Genomic DNA, 11522 nt, shown 5'->3' with positions numbered 1-11522 from the left:
GTCGTCTCATATCCTGCCCACGCTGTTGAAGACGAAGGGGTGGGGAATGCCCGCACAGGACGCGTTGATGGGGGATGCCCGGCTGCGGGTGGTGGTCGCCGGGATCATCGGCGCGCTGGCCGTGGCGGCCGGCGCCTATGCCGTCCACGGCCTGGGTGCCGTGCGCGACGCCCACGCCGTCGGGCTGTGGCAGACGGCCAGTCAATACCAACTGATGCACGCGGGGGTGACCGTGGCGGCGGCGCTGGGCGGCCACAGGCTGCACCGGCGGCTGGTGGCGCTGGCGGGTTGGCTGTTCCTGCTGGGTTGCGTGCTGTTCGGCGGCGCGCTCTATGGCCTGGGCTGGTGGGGCCCCAGCGCGCTGGGCGCGGTGGCGCCGGTGGGCGGCATGAGCTTCATCCTGGGCTGGCTGTTCCTGGCCGCCGCCGCGCTGAAGGCCCCGCGATGAGCGGGGATCGCAGTTTGGATGCCAAGGGTTTGGTCTGTCCCCTGCCGGTCCTGCGGGCGCGAAAGGCGTTGATGTCCATGGCGCCGGGGGCTGTCCTAACCGTGCTGGCCACCGACCAGGCCGCGCGCCGGGACGTACCCGCCTTTTGCCAGTCCGCCGGCCATGCCCTGGTGGCGGTGGATGAGGCGGACGGGGTGCTGACCTTCACGATACGCCGGGCTTAACCCGTCTGATTTGGATCATTCTAGGGTTAGGACGCCGGTTAGACACTGGCGGCCGGTCCGCCGCATCGGTGATGATGCGGGCAATAAATAAGCGGGCATGCGAGGAAACGGTCACCATGGCGACGGCGTTGTTCACCCATTGGTCCTGCCTGGAACATGAGACGGGGCCGGGCCATCCGGAATGTCCGGCCCGCCTGTCGGCCGTGCTGCGCGCGCTGGATGCCGAACGCTTCCAATACCTGGACCGGCGGCAGGCGCCGCGCGCCACGCTGGACCAGATCGAGCGGGTGCACACGCCGGATCTGGTGGCCCGCCTGCAGGCGTCCATTCCCATCACCGGCATCGTGTCGCTGGATGGCGACACGGTCCTGTCCCCCGGCTCCTTCGAGGCGGCGCTGCATGCCGCCGGCGCCGTCTGCGCCGCCGTGGACGCCGTGATGGCGGGGGAGGTGCGCAACGCCTTCTGCGCCGTCCGCCCGCCGGGGCACCATGCCGAACCCGGCCAATCCATGGGCTTCTGCCTGTTCAACAATGTCGGCGTGGGGGCGGAGCATGCCCGCTTCGCCCATGGCCTGCGCCGGGTGGCCATCGTCGACTTCGACGTCCACCACGGCAACGGCAGCCAGACCCTGGCGGAGCACGACCCCGACCTGTTCTACGGCTCCACCCACGAATGGCCGCTCTATCCCGGCACCGGCGCGCTGGGCGACACGGGCGATTACGGGACGGTGGTGAACGTGCTGCTGCGGGCCGGCTCCACCGGGGCGGAGTTCCGCGAGGGCATGAAAACGCGCCTGCTGCCGGCCCTGGACGCTTTCGCGCCGGAACTTATCTTCATTTCCGCGGGTTTCGACGCCCATCGCGCCGACCCCTTGGCCGACCTGGGGCTGGTGGAGGATGATTTCGCCTGGATAACGGCGGAGATCGCGGCGGTGGCCGCCCGCCATTGCCAGGGCCGCTTGGTCTCCACCCTGGAAGGGGGCTATGATCCGATGGCGCTGGCGTCGTGCGTCGCCGCCCATGTGGGGACGCTGATGGAGGTTTGAAACGGGCCTTGGGACATTGGCCCACCGGGCGTCGGGACACTGGCCCACCGCCCATGGTAGGACAGCCTCCCGGCCACGGTGCTTGCGGGCGGGTGCCGCCCGGTCCTACAGTCGCCTGCGTGTGATATTGGACGCGCCCCCGCGCGCGTCGGCCTGTCTCCCCGCGTTGCCTGTGTTTCCCCGCGTTGATAGTGGACCCTTCATGACCGAACTGACCTTGCCGGCCGATATCAAGGCCATGAGCTTCGAGGACGCCTTGGGTGAGTTGGAGCGTATCGTGCGCCAGCTGGAGGACGGCAAGGCCAAGCTGGACGACGCCATCGGATTTTATGAGCGCGGCACCCTGCTGAAGCGCCATTGCGAGGGCAAGCTGCGGGAGGCGCAGGAAAAGGTCGACCGCATCACCCTGGGCGGCGACGGAACGGTGGGCATGGAGCCGGCCCGCATCGATTAAGCCCGTACCCTTTCGCCCCGAGTGTGCCCTGATGCCCAGCCTGCCCAAAACCCTTACCGTCGCCATGGCGGACACCGTCGAACAGGTGGAAACCGCCATCGACATCCTGCTGCCCCGCAGCAGCATGGCGGAAGCCAAGCTGTATGAGGCCATGCGCTATGGCTGCCTGGGCGGGGGCAAGCGGCTGCGGCCCTTCCTGGTCATGGAAAGCGCCCGCCTGTTTGGCGTCAGCCCGGCCTGCGCCCTGCGGGTGGCGGCGGCGGTGGAGTTCGTCCACTGCTATTCCCTGATCCATGACGACCTGCCGGCCATGGATGACGCCAGCCTGCGCCGGGGCCGGCCCACCGTGCACCGGGAGTTCGACGAGGCCACCGCCATTCTGGCGGGCGACGCCCTGCTGACCGCGGCGTTCGAGGTGCTGACCGACGCCGAGACGCATGAGGACCCGCGCGTGCGCTGCGCCCTGGTGTCGGCGCTGGCCAAGGCGTCCGGCCCGCGCGGCATGGTCGGCGGCCAAATGCTGGACCTGATCGCGGAAACCCAGGCCCTGGACATCGGCGCCATCACCCGGTTGCAGCGGATGAAGACCGGCGAGCTGATCGCCTTCTCCGCCACCGCCGGCGCCATCCTGGGCCGCGCCTCGCCGCCGCAATTCCATGCCCTGCAGGCCTACGCCCATGATCTGGGCCTGGCCTTCCAGATCGCCGACGACCTTCTGGACGTGGAAGGGACGGAGGCTGAGACCGGCAAGTCCGTGGGCCGCGACAAGCCGGCGGGCAAGGCGACCTTCGTGTCCATCCTGGGGCTGGAGCGGGCGCGCGACCAGGCCGGCCGGCTGGCCGACCAGGCCACCCGCCACCTGGAGATTTTCGAGGGCCGGGCGTCGATGTTGCAGGCGGTGGCGCGCTTCGTTGTGGATCGGCGATCTTAAGAAAAGTTTTGATTGGGAGCCGATGAATGGCGACGAAGACCCCGTTGTTGGACCAGTGTCCGACGCCTGACCGTTTGCGCGCGCTGCGTCCTGAACAGCTGCGCCAGGTTGCGGACGAGCTGCGCTCCGAAACCATCGACGCGGTGTCGGTGACGGGTGGCCACCTGGGTGCGGGCCTGGGTGTGGTGGAACTGACGGTGGCGCTGCACTACGTGTTCGACACGCCGGCGGACCGCATCATCTGGGACGTGGGTCACCAGGCCTACCCGCACAAGATCCTGACGGGGCGTCGGGACCGCATCCGCACCCTGCGCCAGGGCGGGGGCCTGTCGGGCTTCACCCGGCGGTCGGAGAGCGAGTACGACCCGTTCGGGGCGGCGCACAGCTCGACGTCGATCTCGGCGGGCCTGGGCATGGCGGTGGCGCGCGACCTGGCGGGCGGGAACAACCACGTCATCGCCGTGATCGGCGACGGGTCGATCTCCGCCGGCATGGCGTATGAGGCGATGAACAACGCCGGCGCCCTGGGCTCGCGCCTGGTGGTGATCCTGAACGACAACGACATGTCGATCGCGCCGCCGGTGGGTGCCGTGTCGGGCTACCTGGCCAAGCTGGTCAGCAGCAGCCAGTACCGCCATCTGCGCAACATCGGCCGCCAGGTGGCGGAACACCTGCCCCGGCCGCTGCAGAACGCGGCGCGGCGGGTGGAGGAATACGCCCGCGGCATGGTCATGGGCGGGACGCTGTTCGAGGAGCTGGGCTTCTACTACGTCGGGCCCATCGACGGGCACGACCTGGACCAGTTGGTGCCCATCCTGGAGAACATCCGGGACGAGCCGAACGGCCGCCCGGTGCTGATCCACGCGGTGACGCAGAAGGGCAAGGGCTACGCCCCGGCCGAGGCGTCGGCGGACAAGTTGCACGCGGTGGGCCGCTTCGACGTGGTGACGGGCGCCCAGGCCAAGGCCAAGGCGAACGCGCCGACCTACACCCGCGTCTTCGCCGAGGCCCTGATGAAGGAGGCCAAGGCCGACGACAAGGTGGTGGCGATCACGGCGGCGATGCCGTCGGGCACGGGCCTGGACCTGTTCGGCCAGGCCTTCCCCACGCGGACCTTCGACGTGGGCATCGCCGAGCAGCACGCGGTGACCTTCGCCGCCGGCATGGCGACGGAGGGGTACAAGCCCTTCGTGGCCATCTACTCGACCTTCCTGCAGCGCGGCTATGACCAGCTGGTGCACGACGTGTCGATCCAGAACCTGCCGGTGCGCTTCGCCATGGACCGGGCGGGCCTGGTGGGGGCGGACGGCGCCACGCATGCCGGCGCCTTCGACCTGGCCTATCTGTGCTGCCTGCCCAACATGGTGGTGATGGCGGCGGCGGACGAGGCGGAGCTGGTGCACATGGTGGCGACCAGCGTGGCCTATGACGCCGGCCCCATCGCGCTGCGCTATCCGCGTGGCGAGGGCGTGGGCGTTGAGATGCCGGAGAAGGGCGAGGTTCTGCCCATCGGCAAAGGCCGCATCGTGCGTGAGGGCAACACGGTCGCCATCCTCAGCCTGGGCACCCGCTTGGCTGAGGCCGTGAAGGCAGCCGAGGACCTGGCGGTGCGGGGCCTGTCGACGACGGTGGCGGATGCGCGCTTCGCCAAGCCGATCGACAAGGAACTGGTGCGCCGCCTGGCGGTTGAGCACGATGTGCTGGTGACCATCGAGGAAGGCTCGGTGGGCGGCTTCGGCGCCCAGGTCATGCAGTTCCTGGCGGAGGAGGGGCTGTTCGACGCCGGCCTGAAGTTCCGCCCCATGGTGCTGCCCGACCACTATCAGGAACACGACAACCCGGCCAAGCAGTATGAAGAGGCCGGCCTCAACGCCAACGGCATCGTCGATACCGTGATCAAGGCGCTGGGCAGCCAGGCGGCGGCGCGGACGCCCAACGCCTGATGTCGGAAGAAAGCCCGCAGAAGGCCCAGAAGCCCGGAAAAATACGTGTCGACCAGGCCCTGGTGGAACGCGGCCTGGTGGAAAGCCGCGCCCGCGCCCAGGCGCTGGTGCTGGCCGGCCTGGTCTATGCCGACACCTTGCGCATCGACAAGCCGGGCCAGACCATCCCCGCCGACAAGCCCCTGACCCTGAAGGGCCAGGATCATCCCTGGGTGTCGCGTGGCGGGCTGAAGCTGGTGCATGGCCTGGATCATTTCGGCCTCGATCCGACAGGCGTGACCGCGATCGACGTGGGCGCCAGCACGGGCGGCTTCACCGACGTGTTGCTGACGCGGGGGGCCGCCAAGGTCTATGCCGTGGACGTCGGCCACGGCCAGTTGGCGTGGAAGCTGCGCACCGACCCGCGCGTGGTGGTCATGGAAAAGACCAACGCCCGGCACCTGACGGCCGCCGACATCCCCGACCCCATCGGCATGGTGGTGTGCGACGCCAGCTTCATCGGCCTCGCCACCGTGCTGCCGGCGGCCCTGGACCTTGTACAGCCCGGCGGCGCCCTGGTGGCCCTGATCAAGCCGCAGTTCGAGGTGGGCAAGGGCCGCGTGGGCAAGGGCGGCGTGGTGCGTGAGCCGGAACTGCACCAGGAGGTCTGCGACGCCGTGGTCGCCTGGCTGTCCGCCCGTCCCGGCTGGACCGTCCTGGGCGTGGACCCCAGCCCCATCCTGGGGCCTGAGGGCAACAGGGAATTCCTGATCGGCGCCCGGCGGGATTAGAGCGAGATGCGATCATGTCTGATCGCATCTCGCTCTTAACCTGTTCATGATAGAGCGGAACGCGATCAGGTGACTACACCTGATCGCGTTCCGCTCTAATGCCGCCCTAAAGCGCCGGGCGTTTGGGGGGCTTAAACCACCAGCTTCAGCGCATCGGCCGGGGTGGCGACGCCCAGCACCTGGCCTTGCGCGTCCATGACCACCACCAATTCCGCCCCCATGTCGCGCATCAGGGCCAGCACCGACCGTGCCGACTGATCGGGCTGGGCCACCACGGGGGCCAGGGCCTCGTCGCCCGTGACCATTTCCCCCGCCATCACCCGCTTCACCAAATCGTGGCTGGCGGCGAAGCCCAGCACGGTGTCCAGCCCGTCGCGGCCCAGGATGACGTGGCTGTGGTTCAGCGCCAGGATCGCCTCGCGCACCTCGTCCTGGCCCGCCGACAGGTCCACCCATTCCACGGCGTCGCGCGGGGTCATCACCGTGGCGATGGTGGTCTCGCCCGCGGCGGCGATTCCGGGTTTGGCCTGCTTGCGCCGGCCGATCTGGTTGGCCGCCTCGATCAGGATGGAAAAGCCGATGGCGGCGTAGAGATAGCCCTTGGGGATGTGCAGGCCCAGGCCCTCCGCCACCAGGCTGAAGCCAATCATCAGCAGGAATCCCAACCCCAGGATGATGACGGTGGGATGGCGGGAGATGAAGGCCATCAGCGGTTTGGACGCCACCAGCATGACCACCATGGCGATACAGACGGCGGCCACCATGACCGGCAGTTCGTCGACCATGCCCACGGCGGTGATGACGCTGTCCAGCGAGAACACGGCGTCCAGCAGCACGATCTGCACCACCGCGCGCCAGAAGGCGTTGGCGGCCGTGCCGGCCTTGGGACCATGGTGCGCCGCGCCACCCTCCAGCCGCTCATGCAGCTCCATCGTGCCCTTGGCCAACAGGAAGGCGCCGCCCAGGACCAGGATGAGGTCGCGGCCCGAAAGCGGGAAGCCGGCGACGCTGAACAGCGGCTGGGTCAGCGTCACGATCCAGGAAATGGAGAACAGCAGCAGCAGGCGCATGATCAGCGCCAGCGACAGCCCCACCAGGCGCACGCGGTTGCGCTGTTCCGCCGGCAGCTTGTCGGCGACGATGGCGATGAAGACCAGATTGTCGATGCCGAGGACGACCTCGAGGGAGACCAGGGTCAGCAGCCCGAGCCAGATGCCGGGATCGGCAAGGAAGTCCATCAGTGGGGGCCTGTTCGTTGTGAGCCTGTGAGATAGGGACGATTTGCCGCACCTGCCAGGGCAAGTCGCGCGAATTCAACAGAAAAAGCCCCCGGCCGGTGGGACCGGGCCGGGGGTTTCGCTTCGTCACCCGTCAGCGCACCGGGCTGTTGACGCTGAGGTCCGGCATCATCAGCACCTGCTCCTGGCGCTTGGCCGCGCGGACGATGGGCTGGGCCATGTCCAGCAGGGGGCCGTAGTCGGCCAGCACCTTTTCCGCCCCGCGCGCCTCGGCCACGCTGGCCATTTCCGCCGCCGCGTTGCCGTTGAACAGGTCCATCACCAGTTCGTAGCCGGTCTTGGGCTTGGGGAACTGGACGATGTGCAGGTTGGCGTTGCTGGGGATGCCCGCCACCTGGCGCACCTGCTGCAGGGCGATGTCGTAGCCGCCCAGGGCGTCCACCAGGCCCAGGTCCTTGGCCTGGCGGCCGGTGTAGACGCGGCCCTTGGCCAACTGGCGCACCTTCTCGATGTCCAGCTTGCGGCCCTTGGCCACGCCGTCGGTGAACTGGGTGTAGATGGCGTCCAGCATGGCGTCCTGGCGGGCGGCCTCGCTGTCGGTGTAGGGGCTGGCCGGGCTCCAGATCGTGGCGTTGGCGCCGCGCGACACCTGGTCCACACCCACGCCCAGCTTATCGGCCAGGCCCTTGGCCACGAACTTGCCGCCCAGCACGCCGATGGACCCGGTCAGGGTGCCCGGCAGGGCGACGATGCGGTCCGCGTCCATGGCCACCCAATAGCCGCCGGACCCGGCCACGTCACCCATGGAGATGACCACCGGCTTGCCGGCCTTGCGCGCCCGGTCCACGGCATGGCGCACGGTTTCGGAGCCCACGGGGCTGCCGCCCGGGCTGTTGACCCGGAACAGGATGGCCTTGACGTTGGGCTGGTCGATGGCGGTGTCGAAGGCGTCGGCGATGCGGTTGGCGGCGAAGGAGGGCTCATCGCTGAAGCCGCCACCGCCCTTGCCGCCGCGCACGATCTCACCCTCGCCCACGATCAGGGCGACGGTGGGGCCGTCCTGGAAGGCGGAACCGGCGATCTTGCCATAGGTCAGCAGGTCCACCGTGTCGGCGCCGGCCGCCTTGCCGCCGGCCCGTTCCTTGGCGGCGGTTTCCACCTCATCGAAATAGCCCAGCTTGTCTACCAGCTTGGACGCCAGCGCCTCGCTGTCCAGCAGGGGGGCGTGGTCGATGGCGGCCTTGACCGCGTCGGGGTTCAGGTGGCGGCTGTCCGCGATGCCCAGCACCATCTGGTCGTACAGGTCGCCGGCCAGGCTTTCCGTCATCTCGCGGTTGGCCGGGGTGGCCTGCTTCTCGGCGAAGGTTTCGGCCGCGGTCTTGTAGTCGGCGCGCTTGGAGATCTGTGGCTGGATGCCGATGCTGTCCAGGGCGCCGCGGAAGAAGGTCTGGGTGACGGCGACGCCGGTGATGCCCACCGTGCCCACGGGCTGCAGCCAGACCTGGTCGAAGGCGCTGGCCAGGTAATAGGGGCTCATGCCGCTGCCGCCGTCGCCGTAGCTTTCCGCGTGGACATAGGCGAATCGGCCGGTGGCGCGGAAGCGCGCGATGGCGTCCCGCAGTTCCTGGGTGGTGCCGATGCCCTGGCTGGCGTTGCCGACCTTGGCCACCAGGCCCTTGACCTTGGGGTCGCGGCTGGCTTGCTCCAGCGCGTCGATGACCTCACGCACGCTGCCGTGGCGGCTGGCGATCAGGCTGGACCAGCCGTCCTCGCCCGGCGCCTCGGGCAGGGGCCGCTCGAAGTTGAACTCCAGCACCACGGACTGGGGCAGGGTGGGCTGCTTGTCCTTCGCCTTGATGGCCAGCAGGATCAGCCCCGCCGTCAGCAGGACGCCGAACAGGCCGATAAGGGCGAACAGACGAACGATGAAACGCATGGACGCGGTTCCTGGAAGCCGTAAAATCCAGAGGCCATACCACCACAGCGCGTGAGCCTTGCCAAGGCGGCCGGGCGGTAGGGCCGGCTAAGCGGACCCTTTCCTTTCGCCCCAGTCCTTTCATCCATGCCTTTCGGCTGAACCGCCGTTGGCGAAGCGGGGGCGACGGGGTAAGGTCCGGCCACCATGACATCCTATGATCCCGCGCTGCCCGGCGGCATCGTCGCCCTGGAAATTCCCCTGGCCGACCCGGTGGCGGTCTATGCCCGGTTGGGCGGCCTGAATCGGCCCTTCCTGCTGGACGGGGGGGCCGCCGACCCGGCCCGCGCCCGCTACAGCTATGTTGGGGCCGAGCCCCATGCCTGGGTGGAGTGCGCGGGCGGCACCGTCACTGTGGACGGCCGTCCTGTGCCGGGCGACGCCCTGGAAATTCTGGCCACGTTGCTGAAGGCGGGGCGGGAGGCGCTGGATGCCGCCGCCGGACCTGCCGGCCTGCCCCCTTTCCGGGGCGGCGCGGTCGGCTTCCTGGGCTATGAGCTGGGCGGCCAGTTGGAGACGCTGCCATCCCCCCGCGAGGAGGGTGTGGATTTGCCGGACATGGCGGTCGGCTTCTATGACCGCGTCGTCGCCATCGACCATGCCGAGGGCCGCGCCTGGGTGCTGTCTTCCGGCCTGCCGGAGCGGGATGCCCGAACCCGCCGGCGGCGGGCGGAGGAGGGGGCGCGGCACTGGGCGGGTCTGCTGGGGGCGATCCCGCCGTCGGTGCCCACGCCCAGGGCCGGGACCTGCCTGGCGGCCCCCGGTTGGCGCGCGGGGTGGAGCCGCGCGGCGCATGAGGCCGCCGTGGCCCGCACGGTCGACTACATCGCCGCCGGTGACATCTACCAGGCCAACATCACACAGCGCTTCCTGGCCCGGTTGGCGCCGGGGGTGACGCCGCTGGACCTCTACACCCGCGTCCGCGCCCGGGCGGCGGCCCCGTACTCCGCCCTGCTGGACCTGGGGCCCCCCGACCTGGGCCCCCCCGACCTGGGGGCCGACGGGGCGGGAGGCCGCCGGGCCATCGTGTCCGTATCGCCGGAACGCTTCCTGGCCGTCGATGCGGCGGGCGCGGTGGAGACACGGCCCATCAAGGGTACGCGTCCCCGCGACGCCGACCCCGTCCGTGACGCCGCTCTGGCGGCCGAGTTGCTGGGATCCGCCAAGGACAGGGCGGAAAACCTGATGATCGTCGACCTCATGCGCAACGACCTGTCGCGGGTGTCGGCCGTGGGATCGGTCGCCGTGCCCACGCTGTGCGGCCTGGAAAGCTACCGCACCGTCCACCACCTGGTCAGCGTGGTCACGGCCCGGTTGGCCGCCGGCCAGGGTGCCATCGACCTGCTGCGCGCCACGTTCCCGGGAGGCTCCATCACCGGGGCCCCCAAGATCCGCGCCATGGAGATCATCCATGAGCTGGAGCCGGCGCGGCGCGGTCCCTATTGCGGCTCCGTCCTCTGGCTGGGATGGGACGGCGCCATGGACAGCAGCATCATCATCCGCACCCTGGCCGTGGCCGGTGACGACGTGGTGGTGCAGGCCGGCGGCGGCATTGTCGCCGACAGCGACCCGGCGGCGGAGTACGAGGAAAGCCTGGTCAAGGCCCGCGCGCTGCTGACGGCGCTGGATCCGGACATGGCCTGGCCGCCCTGTCCCACGCAGGGGAGTGCGGCGGCATGAGCGGCCTGGTCTGGCTGAACGGCGGCCTGCAAGCGGCCGAGGCTGCGGGCGTCGCCGTCAGCGACCGGGGCTTCCTGCTGGGCGACGGGGTGTTCGAGACGCTGCGCTGGCGGGGCGGGGCCGTCGTGCGCCTGGAGGCGCATCTGGCCCGCCTGGCCCGGGGCGCCGCCGTGCTGGGGCTGCCCTTGCCGCCGGCCGCCACCCTGGCGGCGGCGCTGGCCGACACGGCTGCCGCCAACGGTCTGGTGGACGGCGCGTTGCGGCTGACGGTCAGCGCAGGATCGGGCGCCCGGGGGCTGCCGCGTCCGGCGACGCCCACGCCCACCGTCCTGGTGACGGCCGCACCGTCCGGGCCGGCGTTGGCCCCCGCCCGTGTCTTGGTCGCCACCGTCACCCGCCGCAATGAGCACTCCCCCCTCAGCGGGATCAAGAGCCTCGCCTACCTGGACCAGATCCTGTCCCGCAACGAGGCGGTGGCGCGGGGTGCCGATGACGCGCTGCTGCTGAACACCGTCGGGCATGTGGTCTGCGCCAGCGCCGCCACCCTGTTCGCGGTGCTGGACGGGGCCCTGGTGACGCCGCCCTTGGCGTCCGGCGCCTTGCCCGGCACGCGCCGCGCCGCCGTCCTGGCCGCCTTGGGCGGGGAGGAGCGGGTTCTGACACCGTCGGATCTCGGGCGGGCGACGGAACTGTTCCTGACCTCCAGCCTCATGGTGCGGCCCGTGACGGCCGTGGACGGCCAGGCTGTGGGGGAAGGGCGGCCCGGCCCCGTCGCTGACGCGGCCCTGAGCCAGACGTGATGCGTTTTGCATG

Annotated in this window: 11 protein-coding genes; 9 read left to right on the top strand and 2 right to left on the bottom strand. The window is 70.0% G+C overall.

Translation table 11 applies throughout. The features are described 5' to 3' along the window. Positions 1-46 precede the first annotated feature (46 nt). The 7 genes from ULB03_RS03340 (at position 47) to ULB03_RS03310 (ending at position 5816) form a co-directional block, all read left to right on the top strand. Positions 47-448 carry a DUF423 domain-containing protein gene (locus ULB03_RS03340; RefSeq protein ID WP_322481879.1) on the top strand — a complete coding sequence of 134 codons (402 nt, stop codon included), beginning with the start codon at positions 47-49 and terminating at the stop codon, positions 446-448. Continuing rightward, on the top strand, positions 445-672 hold the full coding sequence (locus ULB03_RS03335) for a sulfurtransferase TusA family protein (protein WP_322481878.1): 228 nt from the start codon (positions 445-447) through the stop codon (positions 670-672). The genes ULB03_RS03340 and ULB03_RS03335 overlap by 4 nt, the downstream gene beginning before the upstream one ends. A gap of 116 nt (positions 673-788) precedes the next feature. Beyond that, positions 789-1718 carry a histone deacetylase family protein gene (locus ULB03_RS03330; protein WP_322481877.1) on the top strand — a complete coding sequence of 310 codons (930 nt, stop codon included), beginning with the start codon at positions 789-791 and terminating at the stop codon, positions 1716-1718. A 202-nt stretch (positions 1719-1920) separates the two neighbouring features. After that, a complete protein-coding gene (locus ULB03_RS03325; protein WP_145613231.1) occupies positions 1921-2172 on the top strand; it encodes an exodeoxyribonuclease VII small subunit in 252 nt (83 codons plus the stop codon). Between the two features lie 31 nt (positions 2173-2203). Next, entirely contained in the window at positions 2204-3103 is a 900-nt protein-coding gene (locus ULB03_RS03320; RefSeq protein ID WP_322481876.1) for a polyprenyl synthetase family protein, read from the top strand. A 26-nt stretch (positions 3104-3129) separates the two neighbouring features. Beyond that, the gene (gene dxs / locus ULB03_RS03315; RefSeq protein ID WP_322481875.1) at positions 3130-5046 is read left to right on the top strand and encodes a 1-deoxy-D-xylulose-5-phosphate synthase; all 1917 of its coding nucleotides are present in this window, start codon (positions 3130-3132) and stop codon (positions 5044-5046) included. Beyond that, the gene (locus ULB03_RS03310; protein WP_322481874.1) at positions 5046-5816 is read left to right on the top strand and encodes a TlyA family RNA methyltransferase; all 771 of its coding nucleotides are present in this window, start codon (positions 5046-5048) and stop codon (positions 5814-5816) included. The genes dxs and ULB03_RS03310 overlap by 1 nt, the downstream gene beginning before the upstream one ends. Before the next feature lie 131 nt (positions 5817-5947). Here the strand turns inward: ULB03_RS03310 and ULB03_RS03305 are convergent, their stop codons facing one another. Further along, positions 5948-7054, bottom strand: a complete 1107-nt coding sequence (locus ULB03_RS03305; RefSeq protein ID WP_322481873.1) for a TerC family protein — start codon at positions 7052-7054, stop codon at positions 5948-5950. 133 nt (positions 7055-7187) lie between these two features. Continuing rightward, entirely contained in the window at positions 7188-8990 is a 1803-nt protein-coding gene (sppA, locus tag ULB03_RS03300) for a signal peptide peptidase SppA (RefSeq protein ID WP_322481872.1), read from the bottom strand. A 186-nt stretch (positions 8991-9176) separates the two neighbouring features. Here sppA and pabB point away from each other — a divergent pair, with 186 nt between their 5' ends. Next, positions 9177-10709 (top strand): aminodeoxychorismate synthase component I, encoded by a 1533-nt coding sequence (gene pabB, locus ULB03_RS03295; protein WP_322481871.1) that lies wholly within the window; start codon positions 9177-9179, stop codon positions 10707-10709. After that, complete coding sequence (locus ULB03_RS03290; RefSeq protein WP_322481870.1) at positions 10706-11509, top strand: aminotransferase class IV; 804 nt, start codon at positions 10706-10708, stop codon at positions 11507-11509. Before pabB ends, ULB03_RS03290 begins: the two co-directional genes overlap by 4 nt. Positions 11510-11522 lie beyond the last annotated feature (13 nt).

The sequence above is a fragment of the Nitrospirillum goiasense genome (genome assembly GCF_034427435.1).
Lineage (GTDB): Bacteria > Pseudomonadota > Alphaproteobacteria > Azospirillales > Azospirillaceae > Nitrospirillum.
This window is presented reverse-complemented; position numbering and strand designations above follow the sequence as displayed.

Excerpts from the sequence above, each read along its gene's own strand:
- ULB03_RS03340 (WP_322481879.1), top strand. The coding sequence starts at position 47 with ATGCCCGCACAGGACGCGTTGATGGGGGATGCCCGGCTGCGGGTGGTG.
- ULB03_RS03335 (WP_322481878.1), top strand. The coding sequence starts at position 445 with ATGAGCGGGGATCGCAGTTTGGATGCCAAGGGTTTGGTCTGTCCCCTG.
- ULB03_RS03330 (WP_322481877.1), top strand. The coding sequence starts at position 789 with ATGGCGACGGCGTTGTTCACCCATTGGTCCTGCCTGGAACATGAGACG.
- ULB03_RS03325 (WP_145613231.1), top strand. The coding sequence starts at position 1,921 with ATGACCGAACTGACCTTGCCGGCCGATATCAAGGCCATGAGCTTCGAG.
- ULB03_RS03320 (WP_322481876.1), top strand. The coding sequence starts at position 2,204 with ATGCCCAGCCTGCCCAAAACCCTTACCGTCGCCATGGCGGACACCGTC.
- dxs (WP_322481875.1), top strand. The coding sequence starts at position 3,130 with ATGGCGACGAAGACCCCGTTGTTGGACCAGTGTCCGACGCCTGACCGT.
- ULB03_RS03310 (WP_322481874.1), top strand. The coding sequence starts at position 5,046 with ATGTCGGAAGAAAGCCCGCAGAAGGCCCAGAAGCCCGGAAAAATACGT.
- ULB03_RS03305 (WP_322481873.1), bottom strand. The coding sequence starts at position 7,054 with ATGGACTTCCTTGCCGATCCCGGCATCTGGCTCGGGCTGCTGACCCTG.
- sppA (WP_322481872.1), bottom strand. The coding sequence starts at position 8,990 with ATGCGTTTCATCGTTCGTCTGTTCGCCCTTATCGGCCTGTTCGGCGTC.
- pabB (WP_322481871.1), top strand. The coding sequence starts at position 9,177 with ATGACATCCTATGATCCCGCGCTGCCCGGCGGCATCGTCGCCCTGGAA.
- ULB03_RS03290 (WP_322481870.1), top strand. The coding sequence starts at position 10,706 with ATGAGCGGCCTGGTCTGGCTGAACGGCGGCCTGCAAGCGGCCGAGGCT.